The 16,679-nt window shown below is 36.8% G+C and carries 14 protein-coding genes and 1 pseudogene; 11 read left to right on the top strand and 4 right to left on the bottom strand.

The window, feature by feature from the left end:
* Positions 1 to 85: 85 nt before the first annotated feature.
* Positions 86 to 1,774: a gamma-glutamyltransferase gene (ggt, locus tag AAEU33_RS18595; protein WP_345989586.1), complete on the bottom strand. Its 1,689-nt coding sequence runs from the start codon at positions 1,772 to 1,774 to the stop codon at positions 86 to 88.
* A 253-nt stretch (positions 1,775 to 2,027) separates the two neighbouring features.
* Between ggt and AAEU33_RS18590 the strand changes: the two are divergent.
* The 3 genes and pseudogenes from AAEU33_RS18590 (at position 2,028) to AAEU33_RS18580 (ending at position 6,770) form a co-directional block, all read left to right on the top strand.
* Positions 2,028 to 4,861: pseudogene (locus AAEU33_RS18590) on the top strand (TonB-dependent receptor).
* A 106-nt stretch (positions 4,862 to 4,967) separates the two neighbouring features.
* Positions 4,968 to 5,933, top strand: coding sequence for an NAD-dependent epimerase/dehydratase family protein (locus AAEU33_RS18585; RefSeq protein ID WP_345989584.1), 966 nt, complete (start codon positions 4,968 to 4,970; stop codon positions 5,931 to 5,933).
* 84 nt (positions 5,934 to 6,017) lie between these two features.
* Entirely contained in the window at positions 6,018 to 6,770 is a 753-nt protein-coding gene (locus AAEU33_RS18580; RefSeq protein ID WP_345989582.1) for a polysaccharide deacetylase family protein, read from the top strand.
* 82 nt (positions 6,771 to 6,852) lie between these two features.
* On the opposite strand, the gene AAEU33_RS18575 is transcribed toward AAEU33_RS18580, so the two are convergent.
* Positions 6,853 to 8,058, bottom strand: a complete 1,206-nt coding sequence (locus AAEU33_RS18575) for a metallophosphoesterase (protein ID WP_345989579.1) — start codon at positions 8,056 to 8,058, stop codon at positions 6,853 to 6,855.
* 67 nt (positions 8,059 to 8,125) lie between these two features.
* Positions 8,126 to 9,193, bottom strand: a complete 1,068-nt coding sequence (locus AAEU33_RS18570) for a ketoacyl-ACP synthase III (protein ID WP_172277664.1) — start codon at positions 9,191 to 9,193, stop codon at positions 8,126 to 8,128.
* 100 nt (positions 9,194 to 9,293) lie between these two features.
* Between AAEU33_RS18570 and AAEU33_RS18565 the strand changes: the two genes are divergently transcribed.
* The 8 genes from AAEU33_RS18565 to AAEU33_RS18530 all read left to right on the top strand — a co-directional run bounded on the left by AAEU33_RS18565 (position 9,294) and on the right by AAEU33_RS18530 (position 15,580).
* Positions 9,294 to 9,863 (top strand): hypothetical protein, encoded by a 570-nt coding sequence (locus AAEU33_RS18565; protein WP_172277666.1) that lies wholly within the window; start codon positions 9,294 to 9,296, stop codon positions 9,861 to 9,863.
* A complete protein-coding gene (gene ubiE / locus AAEU33_RS18560; protein ID WP_172277668.1) occupies positions 9,860 to 10,591 on the top strand; it encodes a bifunctional demethylmenaquinone methyltransferase/2-methoxy-6-polyprenyl-1,4-benzoquinol methylase UbiE in 732 nt (243 codons plus the stop codon). The genes AAEU33_RS18565 and ubiE overlap by 4 nt, the downstream gene beginning before the upstream one ends.
* Before the next feature lie 3 nt (positions 10,592 to 10,594).
* The gene (locus AAEU33_RS18555) at positions 10,595 to 11,377 is read left to right on the top strand and encodes a porin family protein (protein ID WP_172277670.1); all 783 of its coding nucleotides are present in this window, start codon (positions 10,595 to 10,597) and stop codon (positions 11,375 to 11,377) included.
* Between the two features lie 138 nt (positions 11,378 to 11,515).
* On the top strand, positions 11,516 to 11,818 hold the full coding sequence (locus AAEU33_RS18550; RefSeq protein WP_172277672.1) for a hypothetical protein: 303 nt from the start codon (positions 11,516 to 11,518) through the stop codon (positions 11,816 to 11,818).
* A complete protein-coding gene (locus tag AAEU33_RS18545; protein WP_172277674.1) occupies positions 11,818 to 12,105 on the top strand; it encodes a cell division protein ZapA in 288 nt (95 codons plus the stop codon). Before AAEU33_RS18550 ends, AAEU33_RS18545 begins: the two co-directional genes overlap by 1 nt.
* 226 nt (positions 12,106 to 12,331) lie before the next feature.
* The gene (gene rny, locus AAEU33_RS18540; RefSeq protein WP_172277676.1) at positions 12,332 to 13,900 is read left to right on the top strand and encodes a ribonuclease Y; all 1,569 of its coding nucleotides are present in this window, start codon (positions 12,332 to 12,334) and stop codon (positions 13,898 to 13,900) included.
* A gap of 73 nt (positions 13,901 to 13,973) precedes the next feature.
* Positions 13,974 to 15,218: an MFS transporter gene (locus AAEU33_RS18535; protein WP_345989575.1), complete on the top strand. Its 1,245-nt coding sequence runs from the start codon at positions 13,974 to 13,976 to the stop codon at positions 15,216 to 15,218.
* A 167-nt stretch (positions 15,219 to 15,385) separates the two neighbouring features.
* The gene (locus tag AAEU33_RS18530; RefSeq protein ID WP_172277680.1) at positions 15,386 to 15,580 is read left to right on the top strand and encodes a hypothetical protein; all 195 of its coding nucleotides are present in this window, start codon (positions 15,386 to 15,388) and stop codon (positions 15,578 to 15,580) included.
* Between the two features lie 83 nt (positions 15,581 to 15,663).
* Here the strand turns inward: AAEU33_RS18530 and AAEU33_RS18525 are convergent, their stop codons facing one another.
* Positions 15,664 to 16,620 (bottom strand): putative sulfate exporter family transporter, encoded by a 957-nt coding sequence (locus AAEU33_RS18525; protein ID WP_345989573.1) that lies wholly within the window; start codon positions 16,618 to 16,620, stop codon positions 15,664 to 15,666.
* Positions 16,621 to 16,679 lie beyond the last annotated feature (59 nt).

Genomic DNA, 16,679 nt, shown 5'->3' with positions numbered 1-16,679 from the left:
CATGATAGATGTCATGAAAAAATGATCTTTTCCTTTTTTCGTCCTTTAAATATTTAGTTGAAAATTACAAATAGGTAAGCAGAAGTTATTCTGTTGCGACAGAGTCGTCACCACGTCCGTCCGCTACTGCATGTATGTTTCCATTCTCATCAATAACGATCATTTCTGTTTTTCCGATCTGTTTTACTTTTTCGATAACATAATTTTTAGCCTTTAATTCAGAAATTGTTGATTCCGGAAAATTGTTTTCCACAGATACGGTTTCTGGAAGCCATTGGTGATGGAATTTAGGTGCGTTTACGGAAATATTGGCGTTCAATTTAAAATCAACAACATCTACGATGGATTGATATACCGATGTCGGAATTGTTGTTCCGCCCGGTGTTCCTACTACCATAAAAGGTCTTCCGTTTTTTAAGAGTATGGTAGGAGTCATGGATGAGAGCATCCTCTTATTCGGTTGAATAGAATTGGCTTCCCCGCCTACAGCCCCAAACATATTCGGAACTCCCGGTTTGATAGAAAAGTCATCCATTTCATTATTTAAAAAGAATCCTGCTCCGGACACAACCACTTTACTTCCGTAATACCCGTTAAGGGTAGTGGTTACAGATGCAGCATTTCCATCCTTATCAATTACTGAAATGTGGGTCGTTTGTGTTGATTCTTTAGGTTGCTTAATAATCTTTCCAACCTCAGAGCTAGGCGTGGCCTTAGAAAAACTAAAGCTTTTCCATCTCTTTTTCAAATAATCATCAGAGATAAGATAAGAGGTCTTATCTTCTATAAAATCCGGATCCCCCATATATTCTGCACGGTCAGCATAGGCTCTTCTTTCGGCTTCTACCATAATCTGTACGGCAGGAGTAGAATTCAGCTGGTATTTTTCTAAATTTTCGAAACTTGCCATTCTCAGCATCTGGGCTAAAAGAACGCCACCACTGGACGGTAAGGGCATGGAAACAACATTATTTCCTTTGTAATCAAATTCAAGAGCTTTTCTCTGGGCAACCTTATAGTTTTTTAAATCTTCAGAAGTGATAATTCCGTTTCCTCTTTTCATTTCAGCAACAATAAGGGCTGCGGTTTTACCTTTATAAAATCCTTTTGCTCCTTCTTTCTGTATAAGTTTTAAAGTTTCAGCTAATTCTTTCTGAACCAAAATATCACCCGCTTTCCACGGGGTGTCTTTTACAAAAGGAATTGGTGATTGATTGTGTTTTTGGAAATTTACCTTGTGGGTATTAAGCATATCAGCTTCTTTCTCTGTAATAGCAAACCCCTTCTCAGCGAGATCTATGGCTGGCTGAATGATTTTTTCCATGGGGAGGTTGCAATATTTTAGGGTAGCAAAAAAGCCTGCAATACTACCAGGGATTCCTACAGCTAATCTGCCGTTCTGCGAAAGGTCTGTATTGGCTTTTCCTGTTTTGTCGACGTACATATCTCTCGATGCATTCCTTGGAGCTGTTTCTCTATAATCGATCGTAAATTTTTCACCATTATTTTTTACACCCACTAAAAATCCGCCACCGCCTATATTTCCTGCCTGAGGATAAACCACAGCTAATGCATATTGAGTGGCTATGACAGCATCATAAGCATTTCCTCCTAGCTTCATGATTTTTGCTCCTGCTTCACTTGCTAGCGGATGGGCAGAAACAATAACTCCTTTGTTTTTTACCTTAACTTCTTTTACGATATTAAAATCTGTATACTGACTCCAGTACAGGTTTGTGCTTAAAAACACGGCGGCGAATAATAGGTTCTTCATACCATTTTGCTTTTTATTGATAGCAAAATTATATATTTTTAAATGAAAAATTTCTTTTTCAGGTCTATATGTATAATTGATCAGTTGAAAGATTAATTACGTATTATGTTATTTTTATTAAAACAACACATGGTGTTTATTTTATGTAATTTTTATTCGTTTTAAATAATTATAATTTAATAAAATCGGTTTTTGTTTGCGTTTAAATTGTTTTTAAAAGATAATTCATTACTTTTGGAAAAAAAACAACCGTATGATCAAAAATTACCAGAAGGCAGCTTCTCTCGCTGCATTATTTTTTGTTTCCGTTTATGCCCATGCGCAAACCGATTCTACAAAAACAAAGAATATAGAAGAAATCAAAATTACCTTAGGGTCCAGAAACAAAGCAAGAGTAGCAACGGATACGCCTGTACCTGTAGATGTTATCAATATCAGCTCACAGTCTGTTATCACTCCGCAGATGGATCTCAACCAGATTCTGAATTATGCAGCTCCTTCGTTTACCTCAAATTCAACCACAGTTGCAGACGGTACGGATCATATTGATCCGGCTCAGTTGAGAGGGTTGGGTCCCGACCAGGTATTGGTTTTGCTTAATGGTAAAAGAAGACATACCTCTTCGCTGGTTAATGTAAATGGTTCTCCCGGAAGAGGTTCTGTGGGAACCGATCTGAATGCATTGCCTGCATTTGCTATAGAACGTCTGGAAGTCCTGAGAGATGGAGCTTCTGCACAATATGGTTCCGATGCTATTGCGGGGGTGATTAATGTTATCATGAAGAAGAATACCAATGCATTTACTTCGGCAATTACAGCAGGGGGATTTAATTCCAAAGGATCCAATGACCACAGCGGAGGCTGGGATGGAGGTAAATATCAATTAGACCTTAATTATGGTACAGCTATAGGAAAGAATGGATTCATCAATTTTACGGCAAGTTTAATGAAGCGGGAAGAGACACGAAGAGCCAATGCTGCTACCGGGCAGATTTTTAATGCCTATAATGCTATCGAACAAAGGGCGCTGGAGAACGGTGTCAATATTTCCTCCCTTTTCGGAAATATCGGGAACACTCCCAATTCCCAACAGATTATTGATTATATTCATCAATATGCTCAAAATGTAAATTATTTTAGTCCCGCTTTTCAAACTGAGATTCAGAATGCCAATAGTATTTCTCAGCTTCAAACACTTTTAAAAACTGATGTTTCAGAAAATGAAATGACATACAGAGGGCTTGCGAGAAACGATTTTAATATGAGAGTAGGACAGTCCAGGTTGACATCGGGGCAGTTTTTCATGAATTCTGAATTTGATCTTGCTTCTTCCGTAAAAGGATATGCTTTTGGGGGGATTTCCTATAGAAGTGGCAATGCGGGAGGTTTTTTCCGCAGGCCTTATGAGAGTAGGGCTTCTACTTCTATTTACTGCCTGAAATCGCTTCTGATGTTATAGATCTTTCCCTGGCAACAGGTTTTAAAGGTAAAATAGGGAATATTAATTATGATATAAGCAACACATACGGTCGGAATACTTTCGATTATACCATTAAAAATACGGCGAATGCTTCTATGCTTTATCCGAGTAAAACAGAATTTAAAGCAGGTGGGCTTAATTTTTCACAGAATACCGTTAATGCGGATTTTGATACAAAAGTTGACTGGCTTCAGGGGTTTAATATTGCATTTGGGGGAGAGGCCAGATTTGAGAGGTATAAAATTCAAAGTGGAGAACAGGATTCCTGGGCACTCTATGATATTAATGGCAATATTCAGGATGTTTCAACACCTGCTAATCTTAAACCGACTGATTTTTTTGGTGCGGTGAGACCCGGTGGAGCCCAGGTATTTCCGGGATTCAGACCAGCCAATAGCTTAAATAAGGGGAGAAGTTCCGTCGCGGGCTATATAGATACTGAGCTTGATGTTACGGATAAATGGCTGATAAGCGGTGCCGTGAGATATGAGAATTATTCTGACTTTGGATCCACATTTAATTACAAAATTGCGACAAGATATAAGCTTACTAATCAGATCAACCTTAGAGCCGCACATTCTACCGGATTTCGTGCACCTTCTTTACAGCAGATCTACTATAATGCGACATCTACTCAGTTTGTGGGTGGTATAGCATATGAAGTTGGTACATTCTCTAATGATTCTGAAATAGCAAAAAATTTAGGAATTCCACAATTGAAACAGGAGGAATCTGTAAGCTATTCCGCCGGCTTTACTGCTAAAATACCTAATGCCAACCTTACATTTACGGTGGATGGATATTATATTAAAATTAAAAACAGAGTTGTTTTAACGGACCAGTTTTTGAGGCCAAGCGGGACGTATCCAGGCGGAAGTCCTTTGTTTAACCTTCAAAGGGAGTTTGATAAGGCTAATGCCAATGCGGCAACTTTTTTCGCCAATGCTATTGATACTCAGACAAAAGGATTGGAGGGTGTTATTTCCCACCGTGCTAAATTCTCATCAAACATTTCACTAAATTCCGATCTGGCTGTCACTATTTCCAAAACAAATAGGGTAGGGAATATCCACGGCTCTGATGTTTTAATTAATGCAGGGCAGATCAATCGTTATTATTCCGAGACCAGTCGCATCTATGTAGAAGAAGCCGTTCCGAGGTTTAAAGCATCTCTTAATAATGGCCTGGAGATTGGTAGATTTAATGTTTTACTAAGAAATGTATATTTTGGAAAGGTGACCGATCCTAATACAATGGATGTTAATGGAGATGGTAAAATTGGCTATGAAATAATCAATGGCAGTGTTGTTGAAAATGAACATCCGGTTTGGGGTGCTAAGGTAATAACCGATCTTTCCGTTGGTTTTAAATTCAATAAGAGCTTTATCCTGACGATTGGTGCCAATAACCTGTTCGATATCTATCCTGATAAAAATTATGGGCCAACGCCGGTGCAGAGGCCATCTGTGGATGCTGCAGGAAATATTGTTTATACACCCGCTACAATTGATCTCTCTAATCAAAATCAGTTTGTATATTCCAGAAATGTCTCGCAGTTTGGGATGAATGGAAGATTTCTTTTTACAAGGCTGAATTTTAGTTTTTAGAGAACTTCTGACAATGTTCTGAAGGTGTGTTTTTACGCACCTTTTTTTATTATGATAAGCATGATTTTTTTACTTTTGTAAAATTCAAAACCTAAAAGAAATAAAAATGGAATCCTATACGGAAAAAATACTGATTACCGGTGCTTTAGGGCAAATCGGAACTGAACTTACCAACAGACTTGTTGAGATCCACGGAGCGGAAAATGTTGTAGCCTCAGGCCTCGACAGATGGCAGAAGGGAATTACATCAGCCGGCTATTATGAGAGAATGGATGTTACCAACACCCAGCTTGTGAGACAAATCATTAAAGATTATGATATCACGACTGTCTATCACTTAGCTTCTTTATTGTCCGGAACCTCAGAAAAGCAGCCTATTTTTGCATGGAAGCTAAACCTGGAGCCTCTCCTTCATTTTTGTGAAATGGCAAGAGAAGGATTGCTTAAAAAGATCTTCTGGCCAAGTTCAATTGCAGTATTCGGAAAAGGAATTCCAAAAGAAAATGTTGAGCAGGATGTAGTCCTGAATCCTACTACCGTTTATGGTATTTCTAAAATGGCAGGTGAAAAATGGTGTGAGTATTACTTTGACAAACACGGAGTGGATGTGAGAAGTATCCGTTATCCGGGGTTGATTTCATGGAAGACTCCGGCAGGAGGAGGAACTACGGATTATGCGGTAGAGATTTTTTACGAAGCGATAGAAGAGGGGAAGTATACGAGTTTTATTTCTGAAAATACAGGGATGCCTATGTTGTATATGGATGATGCTATCAATGCGACATTGAAATTAATGGAGGCTCCAAAAGAAAGTTTAACGGTTCGTTCTTCTTATAATTTAGGTGGAATGTCATTTACTCCAAAAGAATTGGCAGAAGAAATCAAGAAAGAAATTCCGGATTTTGAGATCGATTATAAACCTGATTTCAGACAGGAAATTGCAGATTCATGGCCAGCTTCAATTGATGATTCAATCGCCAAAAAAGATTGGGGACTGACGTATGATTTTGGAATTTCTGAAATGACAAAAGACATGATCAAGAATCTTAAAGTAAAATTAGATAAAAATTAATTACTTAAAGTATAGCTTTAATTAAAAATGTTTTTAACGTCTCATTTTTAATGTATTATAAAATTTATATAAAATTAAGTTTAAATGGTATTATTAACTTTTAACATCCTTGATATTGAAGCAAAGACTAAAACTAATGCTCAGATTACAGGCGATGACCGTTTAAAAATAACAGTTGATAATACAAAAGCTATTCTCAGAATTTTGGATATTCACGATACGAAAGCCACATTTTTTATTGAGGTCTCTATCGTTGAAAAACTCCATCATCTTATAAAAGCAATTTCAACCCGTGGGCATGAAATTGCTTTTTATAATAAAAATTCTTCCCTTCAGGAGATCGAAGTGGTTAAGAAAAATATAGAAGAATGTTTTGGAAAACAGATCCGGGGAATTCGCCAGAAAGATGTAAAACATCCGCAGGAGAATTTAAAATTACTAGAGTTTAATTATGTTTCCAATATCGATAATGCCAATATTCTTTTTCCGTTCAAAAGGCTGAAAAGAGATACTGAGATTACAGAAGAAGATGGGTTAAGTATTGTTCCTGAAAGTATTTCGCCGTACAGTCAATTACCCTATAATGATTTTGTATTTCAGATATTGCCCATGAAATATTACCAGAATATGGTTTTTGAAACATTAAAGAATGATGAATTTGTTTTGATCTATCTTAACTCCTGGCAGTTTACGGATTTTAAGACCTATCCCTTTGATATTCCTTTTTACAGAAGCTTTTCGTCAGGAAAAAAAATGGAGGACAAATTAAATGCCCTCCTTACCTGGATCAACGAGAAAGAAATGGCTACTTCCCGCATGAAAGATTATATTTTTTAATAAGAAAGTTTACAGTAACAGACGAATTGAAAAATGTCTTAAGTAGTTTATTGAAATGATACCTAAGATCTAATTTTGTCTTCTAACTCAACTCAAAAAGTGTGATTTCAGGTAAAACTCCAACTCTCCCTGGATATCCAAGCACTCCGAACCCTCTGTTTACATACAGGAATTTACCTTCGCTCTCATAGATATCCGCCCATTTTGGATAACGGTACTGGACCGGTGACCATTTGATGTTTTTAAGATCAAGACCGAACTGCATTCCGTGGGTATGGCCTGATAATGTCAGCTGAACATTTCCGGGGTGTTGTTTTACAATGGAATCAAAGTGAGTAGGGTCGTGGCTCATTAATATTTTTGCGGCTGATTCCGGTACTCCTGCAATCGCCTTATCAAGATCTCCGAATTGAGGGAACGGTTTAAGCCCCCAGTTTTCTACACCCAGAATAAAAAGCTTTTCACCATCTTTTTCGATGATTCTGTGTTCATTTCTCAGCATGTCAAATCCGGCCTGTTTTTCATAGTCAATAAGCGTTTCCAGGTTCTTTTTCTTGGCATCTAGAGAAGTCCAGGTAACATAATCACCGTAATCATGGTTTCCCAGTACTGCAAATTTGCCATCCTTGGCTGTTATTTTTGAAAATAAGGGTATAAATGGTTTGAACTCTTCAGAAACATTATTGACCATATCTCCAGTAAATAAGACCAGATCAGGTTTTTGCTCATTAATCAGCTCAATGGCGTGCTCTAATTTGCTTGGATCGGCGAAACTCCCGCTGTGGACATCGGAGATCTGTATGACCTTATAACCTTTGAAGTTTTTAGGAAGATTAGCAATTTTTACTTTAACCTTTCTCACTTTATGCCTGTACTTACCAAATGTAATTCCATCAATAAAAAGTGCCGAAAGTACACCTCCCAGACCGAGTCCCATTAAGCTTAAAAACTTTCTTCTTTCCGGGAAAAAGTTTTCCGCAGGGTTCCGGAATCCAAGGATATAGGTACCGGTCCTGAAAATATCATCGATCAATAAAAACAGAACAATGAAAATTTTGGGAAGGATGAAAATGAGAAATAGGGACATCATCCATTGAATTCTTACAGAACTCCGGTCTGCTTTCTGAAAATGGGCAAGCTCATAGGCGAAAAGCCCGTAAATAGCTAATGATAAAACACAGTAACCGATTTTCACCCAGGAATTATCCGTCAATGTCCTTATCGCCTGATAAATGTATATTTCCAAAAACAGAAATATGGCGGCAATAATTAAAAAATTTTTTTGCATAATCAGATTAAAAAAGCACAAAAGAAAATTTCCCTTTGTGCTTTTAATATTTTTAAATTATTTATTCTTAAGGAAATTTATAAACGATAGCATTGATGTTCATTCCGGCACCTACCGAAGTCATAACAACGTTACCTTTTTCTTTAAACGAATGACCGGCCATTTTTCCTTTAATTATTAAATCATACATGGTAGGAATGGTTGCTACAGACGAATTTCCAAACTCCTGAATGGTCATCGGAGAGATAGTATGATCATAATCTTTTACATCATAAAGCTTGTGAAGTCTTTCGATCATAGCGTAATCCATTTTTGCATTAGCCTGGTGGATTAATATTTTGTCGATATCCTCAATAGAAAGCCCAGCGTCATCAATAGTTTCTTTGATAGCTGCCGGAACATTTTTTAATGCGTATTCATAGATCTTTCTACCCTGCATTCTTACAAATAAGCGGGTCTGATCAGAGTCTTTATTGATCGAAGGTCCGTTGGCAAGGTAGTTCAATTCAATTCCATTATCGCAAATTGTATTGTGTGCAATAATTCCTACATTTTCCTCATCTGTAGCTCTTACTACTACAGCTCCGGCTCCGTCTGCAAAAATCATTCTGTTTCGGTCGTGTGGATCTGTAACACGGCTTAAAGTTTCCGCACCGATTACTAAAATGGTTTTTGCTGCTTTGGCTTTGATCAGATTATCTGCTAAGATCATTGCTTCCACCCATCCCGGACATCCGAAAAGCATGTCATAGGTTACACATTTTCTGTTCGTAATACCCAGTTTATTCTTTACTCTGGCAGCCATTGTAGGCATGAAATCAGCGTATCCGTTTACAGTAACTTCTCCAAAATTACTGGCATAAATAATATAATCCAGTTCTTCACCGTCAATTTTAGCATCTGCAATGGCTAGCTTTGCAGCTTCGTAACCTATTTGTGAGTTTGAAAGATCTTCGTCAATGAATCTTCTGTTTTCTATTTCTGTAATTTCTACAAACTTGGCAATCGTTTCTTCAGTAGGCTTGTCAATCTTTACCCCGTCTTCTGTATAGAATTCTGAACCTAGAAAAAAGTCTCTTCCGATAATCCTTTTAGGAAGGTAAGATCCAGAACCAATAATGATCGTATTCGGCATTCGTTTAAATGATTTTTTAAAAACGCAAAGTTAATAATTAATCTTAATAAGAAAGAATTAAAAATATTATTAAATTTGCAAAAATTGTACTTTACAGTCTATGAAAAATAATCCATCCTTAAAAGGCTTACTTATTGCTGTTGTGGCGTTTATCATTGCCTTTGGGATTTATTTCCTTTTTTTAGCTAAGAAAAATTATTACTTAGTAGACAACCCCACTCCCAATACCTATTACTATAGAATTAATAACGGTTCTGAAGGAATTATTTCAGCAGGACAGTCGGTGAAGGTTGATTTGAATAAAGGAAAAAATTCTATTAAAGTTTTCGATCAGAATAAAAAAATACTTTACGATTCTGCCTTTGAGGTAAATAAAATTCGCGGGTTATTGAACATCGCTCATCAGGATTATTATATTAACCGCCAATATTATGGATACAATCTTAAAAAAGATTCATTACTTTTGGAGCTTAATAAAACCGTAATAGACGGAAAAGAATATCTGGGCGGGGCAAAGCATTTCAATAAACTGTTTACTGATGATTTTTATTATAATGTAGATGAGGATTATGATAAGATCATTAAAAATATTGACAAAGTAGAATCCCGTTCAAAGATTTTCAGAAAGCAAGATTACCTTAATTACTATAAAGAATATTACAAGTTTTGACAAAAGATATCAACCAAGTAACTCCCTACAATTCTGATGCTACAAAAAAAAGCCAGGTAGAGGATATGTTCGACAATATTGCACCCAAGTATGATCTTTTAAACCGTGTTTTATCAATGAAGATTGATATCATATGGAGAAATAAATTGGTCAAATGGATGAAAAATGACAACCCTCAGGAAGTGCTGGATGTGGCTACAGGAACGGGGGATCTTGCCATTACAATTGAAAAAGGAACCAATGCAAAAGTAGTTGGTTTGGATTTATCGCAACAAATGTTAAATGTTGGCGTTATTAAAATAAAAAAACTTAAATTAGACGGCAAAATTTCCATGCAGAAGGGGGATGCAGAAAATTTACCCTTCGAGGACAATAGATTCGACTCTGTTTCCGTTGCATTTGGAGTGAGGAATTTTGAAAACCTTACAAAAGGTTTAGCAGAGTTAAGAAGAGTAGTAAAAGATAACAAAAGTGTTTTTATACTTGAGTTTTCAAAGGTTGAGGGGTTCTTGGGGCCATTTTATATGTTTTATTTTAAAAACATATTACCTGCCATAGGGAAATTGGTTTCTAAAGATAATAGGGCATACACATACCTTCCGGATTCTGTAAATGCTTTTCCTTACGGGGAGAAGATGAGACAAATTCTTTTAGATACAGGATTTAAGAAAGTAGAATATAAAAAACTAAGTTTAGGTATAGCCACAATTTATAAAGCAACAAAGTAACCTATGAATAAATTTTTATTAAAAGCACTGGTGTTAGCCTCAGTAAATATTGCAATCTTTGCGGATGCGCAATTTAGAACCCGAAACAGAATGGATAAGTTGGAGGAATTTGATCAACAAGTCTTCAGTTGGGGTTTTTATCTGAATGGCAATATACTGGACTACCGTATCGTATTAAACCCAAGATATGGTATGAATGGGAATCAAAATCTTGTTACATCTAAGAGCAGTACAAGCTTCGGAGCCGGATTAATCGGTAAATGGAGATTGAATGACTATTTAGATTTAAGAGCAGAACCAGGCTTGCAATTTGCTCAAAGGGAACTTACTTTCAACACGCAGTCTAATGACCAGTATGCGGCTGGTACTTTAACAAATGCTCCTTTTACTCCATTTCCTTTAACGGAAAAAGATAAAGTAAGACAGGTAAAATCAACATTGGTGGATATTCCGGTCATGCTTGAGCTTCACGGACAGAGATGGTACAATTCCAGACCCTATGTCGCTGCAGGGGTAAATTATATCGTGAATCTTCAATCCAACTCTACTTCCACTGATGATAACCTTCAGCAGGTTTTCAGATCCACTACACATAACTTTGCGTGGTCTGCGGAGATGGGAATCCAGTTTTACTTCAATAAGTTTAAACTGACTCCGGCCATCAGAGGTACGTTCATTATGAACAACGAAGTTGTTGCGGATAACGCAAACACTCCTCCTTACTGGGCAGCTGCAATGTCTACTTTACAGACAAGAGCCATCATGTTTGTATTGAAATTTGAATAAGAAAAGACTTAAAATATAAAAAGGAGATGCGAAAGCATCTCCTTTTTTGTTCATCATATCAAAATATAGAGACTTTTATTTTTGTTAATGTCAATATTTTTATATTTTTGCTAACAGTTAGAATATATAAAACCTGGAATGCTTCAAGATTTAGAGAATAATTTTTCAGAGCTGGAAAAAAAGATTTTGAATTTACATAAAAACTATCAGAATCTTACTGAGAAATTTACGGAATTGAATACAGAGCATGAAGAATTGAAGAAGAAATATGATGAGGAAAGAAAAAAAAGTCAGGTATTAGCAGAAGAACAAAAAAAGATAAAACTTTATTCAGCAATATCAGGAAATCCCGAACATAATAGATTAATGAAAAACCATATCAATCGATTAGTAAAGGAAATTGATTTCTGTATTGCTCAGCTTCAAAACAGTGGATTATAATGGAGGTAAGGAGAATAACCATCAACATTGCAGGAAGAGTGTATCCGCTGAACGTACCGGCCGCAGAGGAAGAGACTTTGCGTAAAGTAGGGAAGCAGATTGAAAGTATGATTAAAGATTTTGAACAAAACTTCGATGTAAGAGATAAACAGGATGCTTTGGCCATGTGTGCCCTTAAATTAGGAACCAATGCTGAAGTAGTATCACTTAACTACGAAAAAAACATAAATTCAACCAACGAAAGATTAGTAAAGATTAATCAGACGTTGAATGAAATTGGGAAATAGATTTTTTTTCCTGAAACAACTGCCTACAATAGTTCTAACACATTAAAGGTAAACTCAACGCTAAACAATTACCGAACAAATGTCCATCGAATGGCGTGCCGGTTCTCCGGATTACAGACAGTGGAAATCAGTTCAAATCGTGTTGATTAGGAGTTTACTCTATATCACTGGATTATTGTAGGCTTTTTTTATTTAAATGATTAAAGACAATTAAAACTCAATATATATGACAACAGCCATTATAGTCGGCGTTATTTGCTTGGTAGTTGGTGCGGTTATAGGGATTCTTTTCTCTAAGAGCTCACTCAATGCCAAGGCAAAATTTATTATAGATGATGCAAAGAAAAATGCTGAAAACCTTATAGAAAAAGCTAACGTACAAGCCGAATCCATAAAAAAAGAAAAGAACCTTCAAGCTAAAGAGAAATTCCTTGAATTAAAATCTCAGCACGATGCCGATATCCAGGCCCGTGAAAAGAAAATACAGGAGATTGAGAAAAGAACAAAAGATAAGGAACATAAGCTGAATGATGAGCTTAGTAAGACCGGAAAGCTTGAAAAGGATCTGGATAAGCAGATTGCAGATTATGCAAAGAAGAACGAAATTTTAGAAAGAAAACAACAGGAATTGGATTCTGTGACTTCTAAAAAAGTTGAAATTCTTGAGAAAATATCTAACTATACGGCAGAAGAAGCAAAAGCTGAATTGGTAGAATCCATGAAAGCAGAAGCTAAAACCAGAGCTCAGGCGCATGTTCAGAGCATCATGGAAGAAGCCCAGCTTAATGCCAAGAGTGAAGCCAGAAAAATCGTAATTCAAACGATTCAAAGAATCGGGACAGAGCAGGCTATCGAAAACTCAGTATCGGTTTTCAATATCGAATCTGATGAAGTAAAAGGTAGAATTATCGGTAGAGAGGGTAGAAATATCCGTGCACTGGAAGCGGTAACAGGAGTTGAGATTATCGTAGATGATACCCCGGAAGCTATTCTTCTTTCATGTTTTGACCCTGTAAGAAGAGAGATTGCAAGATTATCACTTCACAGATTGGTTACAGATGGAAGAATCCACCCAGCAAGAATTGAAGAAGTTGTTGAAAAAACGAGAAAACAAATCGAAGAAGAAATCATTGAGGTTGGTAAAAGAACCATCATAGATTTAGGAATTCACGGATTACACCCTGAATTGATTAAGATCGTAGGTAGAATGAAATACCGTTCTTCTTACGGACAAAACTTATTACAGCACTCCAGAGAAGTTGCTAATATTGCTGCAACCATGGCTGCTGAACTAGGATTAAATGTGAAACTGGCGAAAAGAGCAGGTCTTTTACATGATATCGGTAAGGTTCCTGAGCAGGAATCTGAACTTCCTCACGCATTGTTAGGTATGCAATGGGCTGAGAAATATGGAGAAAATCCTGAGGTAATCAATGCTATTGGAGCTCACCACGACGAAGTTGAAATGACTTCCCTGTTGTCTCCAATTATCCAGGTTGCCGATGCTATTTCCGGAGCAAGACCGGGGGCAAGACGTCAGGTATTGGAGTCTTATATTCAGAGACTGAAAGATCTTGAATCGGCAGCATTAAGCTTTGATGGAGTATCAAGTGCTTACGCGATTCAGGCAGGTAGAGAGTTGAGAGTAATGGTAGAAAGCGGAAAAGTGAATGACGAAATTGCTTCTCAGTTGTCTTACGATATCTCTGAAAAGATCCAGAACGAATTAACATATCCCGGACAGGTAAAAGTAACAGTAATCAGAGAGACGAGAGCTGTGAATATTGCGAGATAATAATTTAACAAAGATATTCTGTAAAAACCTTTCAAGAAATTGAAAGGTTTTTTATTTTTATCAAAATTTAAAAATGCAAGAACTATCCATGTCTTCAAAGCTGAAGTACATTTTCTCCATTCCGGTAATTATTTCTGCTCTCGGTTATTTCGTAGATATTTATGACCTTCTCTTATTCGGTATTGTAAGGATTCCCAGTTTAAAAGCTTTAGGCCTCAATCCTGATGTGGATGGTACCTTCATTTTGAATTGCCAGATGACCGGCTTATTGATTGGTGGGGTTTTCTGGGGTATTTTTGGAGATAAAAAAGGCCGGCTGTCCGTATTATTCGGTTCTATTCTTGTATATTCCCTCGCAAACATAGCCTGTGGATTCCTTCCTTACTTTCCTAAAGAGCATTTGGTGTACCAATATGCGGGTTTAAGGTTTATAGCAGGTATTGGGTTAGCCGGAGAGCTTGGAGCCGGAATAACCCTTGTTTCTGAAAGCCTCCCGAAAAGTTTACGGGCAATAGGGACATCTGTAGTGGCAGGTTTTGGATTAATGGGTGCGGTAGTGGCTCAGCTAACTGTTGAACTCGCCGGAAGCTGGAATATTTCTTACATTATCGGAGGTGTTCTGGGTATTATGCTGCTATTTTTAAGGATAAGCGTTTCAGAATCGGGAATTTATAAGAATATTGAGCATCAGACGAATGTTTCAAAAGGCAATTTTCTTTCCTTTTTTACCAATAAAGATCGTTTCATCAGGTATATGAAATGTATTGCTGTCGGACTTCCAACCTGGTATTGTATAGGTATTCTTGCTGTGTTAGCCAATCAGTTTGCTCCGGAAATGGGCATTAAGGAGATCAATCCTGGAAAAGCTATTATGTGGGGATACGTCGGAATATCTATCGGGGATTTGATGAGTGGATTTATTTCGCATCTTTTAAAATCCAGGAAAATGGCTATTTTTTATATGCTGGCATTTACGCTGGTAGGCGTTGCAATTATGCTTTTCGGTAATACCAATACCGAAACCAAATATTACATTTTCTGTGTCTGGCTAGGGCTGGGAACTGGATATTGGGCCATGTTCGTTACCCTGGCTGCCGAACAGTTCGGGACCAATATCAGGAATACGGCAACGACTACTGTTCCTAATATGGTAAGGGGATTGGTGCCTGTAATGATTCTGGCTTTTGATTTACTTAAGCATAATTTTACCGTTATCATAAGTGCCGCTATTGTTGGAGTAATCGTTTTCGGACTGGCATTTTATTCATCAATTACGATTTCCGAAACCCATAACAAAGACCTTGAATTTACAGAATAACAGCAGGTGTTTAATAAATTGTAAAAGTATTTTTGCGTTAAAAAATTAATAACTGTTTTTATATAAATAAATTATGAATTTTTTTTGTAAACTATGCTTTGAATATTAATTATTTGTTTAAATTTGAAATCATTAAACTATATTGTTCAATCTCAAAATCAAATCACATGGTAAACAACATTTTTAAAAACGCTAAGAAATTAAACAAAGGAGAACTTAAAAACATCGTAGGAGGTGTAAACGTGAATCCTGATTTATCTCTATGCGGATGCAGCTGTTCAGGTTCTGTAACTGGTCCTAAATACTGCATTCAGTACATTGCTTGCCCACAGGTTTATACTTGTGATCAGTCGGCAATTTAATTACGAATTATTTCAGTTAGAAATAAACATTTCCACATTTAATACGCAAAAGCCTTTTGGGGATCCAAAGGGCTTTTGTCTTTTTAATGGATAATATACAACAATGTTCCCGTACTTATAGAAATCCATAGGATGACCGCTATAGCCAGTGGCTTAAAACCAATTGTTTTTAAGGTTTGCAGAGAAAGGGTGGATCCAATAAGAAATAAAGTTAAGTTTAATCCTGATTTTGAAACTGTGGTAATGATCTGGCTGAAATGAGCAAACAAGGGTATATAGGTATTTAATAAGATTGCAAAAACAAAATATCCGATAAACCACGGAACTTTAATCTTCGATTCTTTATTTTTAAAGATCAACATGGTAATAAGAGAAACCGGAATAATCCATAAAGCACGGGCAAGCTTCACAGTAGTGGCTGTTTTTAATGCTTCATCCCCAAACTTGCCTGCAGCTCCTACAACGGAACTGGTATCATGAATACCGATCGCACACCATAACCCGAATTGCTCCTGGGAAAGGTGTAATGCATGACCAATAACAGGGTAAACAAATAATGCAATAGAGTTTAAAGTAAAAATGATTGCAAGAGCGAGAGAAATCTGTTTGGTGCTGGGTTTAATGATGGGAGAGGTAGCCGCTATGGCGCTACCTCCACAGATAGCGGTACCAACAGAAACCAGATATGACAATTTTTTTTCCAGCTTACATACTTTACCTAAAAAATACCCCAGGATCATTACTGTTGCAATGCTCACAACAGTTAATATAAAACCCGTTTTACCAGCCTGTAAAGCTTCGTTAAGTTTTAATCCGAAACCCAACCCTACAATGGATATCTGAAGCAGTAAATGAATATACCGATGGAGATATTTTTCAAAAGGATTTCCTAAAAGGACAGCGAGTAGAAATCCTAAAGCAAGAGCGATGGGAGATGAAATCCACGGTGTAAGCGTAATGACTGCTAATGTAAGGAAAATGATTTTCTTTGTTTTTTCGTTTTGGATAAAACGATTCATATTATAGATTCTTGAATTCATTCTTCAAAATTCTACAATTAATTATTACAATGTAAATTGTATTTTGTTATACTGGATAA

This window comes from Chryseobacterium sp. Chry.R1 (genome assembly GCF_039645525.1).
Lineage (GTDB): Bacteria > Bacteroidota > Bacteroidia > Flavobacteriales > Weeksellaceae > Chryseobacterium > Chryseobacterium proteolyticum.
This window is presented reverse-complemented; position numbering and strand designations above follow the sequence as displayed.

What these genes read in the sequence shown, in the direction of transcription:
- ggt (WP_345989586.1), bottom strand. Translation starts at nt 1,774, where the DNA reads ATGAAGAACCTATTATTCGCCGCCGTGTTTTTAAGCACAAACCTGTAC.
- AAEU33_RS18530 (WP_172277680.1), top strand. Translation starts at nt 15,386, where the DNA reads ATGGTAAACAACATTTTTAAAAACGCTAAGAAATTAAACAAAGGAGAA.
- rny (WP_172277676.1), top strand. Translation starts at nt 12,332, where the DNA reads ATGACAACAGCCATTATAGTCGGCGTTATTTGCTTGGTAGTTGGTGCG.
- AAEU33_RS18555 (WP_172277670.1), top strand. Translation starts at nt 10,595, where the DNA reads ATGAATAAATTTTTATTAAAAGCACTGGTGTTAGCCTCAGTAAATATT.
- AAEU33_RS18585 (WP_345989584.1), top strand. Translation starts at nt 4,968, where the DNA reads ATGGAATCCTATACGGAAAAAATACTGATTACCGGTGCTTTAGGGCAA.
- AAEU33_RS18535 (WP_345989575.1), top strand. Translation starts at nt 13,974, where the DNA reads ATGCAAGAACTATCCATGTCTTCAAAGCTGAAGTACATTTTCTCCATT.
- AAEU33_RS18545 (WP_172277674.1), top strand. Translation starts at nt 11,818, where the DNA reads ATGGAGGTAAGGAGAATAACCATCAACATTGCAGGAAGAGTGTATCCG.
- AAEU33_RS18570 (WP_172277664.1), bottom strand. Translation starts at nt 9,193, where the DNA reads ATGCCGAATACGATCATTATTGGTTCTGGATCTTACCTTCCTAAAAGG.
- AAEU33_RS18550 (WP_172277672.1), top strand. Translation starts at nt 11,516, where the DNA reads ATGCTTCAAGATTTAGAGAATAATTTTTCAGAGCTGGAAAAAAAGATT.
- AAEU33_RS18580 (WP_345989582.1), top strand. Translation starts at nt 6,018, where the DNA reads ATGGTATTATTAACTTTTAACATCCTTGATATTGAAGCAAAGACTAAA.
- AAEU33_RS18565 (WP_172277666.1), top strand. Translation starts at nt 9,294, where the DNA reads ATGAAAAATAATCCATCCTTAAAAGGCTTACTTATTGCTGTTGTGGCG.
- AAEU33_RS18575 (WP_345989579.1), bottom strand. Translation starts at nt 8,058, where the DNA reads ATGCAAAAAAATTTTTTAATTATTGCCGCCATATTTCTGTTTTTGGAA.
- AAEU33_RS18525 (WP_345989573.1), bottom strand. Translation starts at nt 16,620, where the DNA reads ATGAATTCAAGAATCTATAATATGAATCGTTTTATCCAAAACGAAAAA.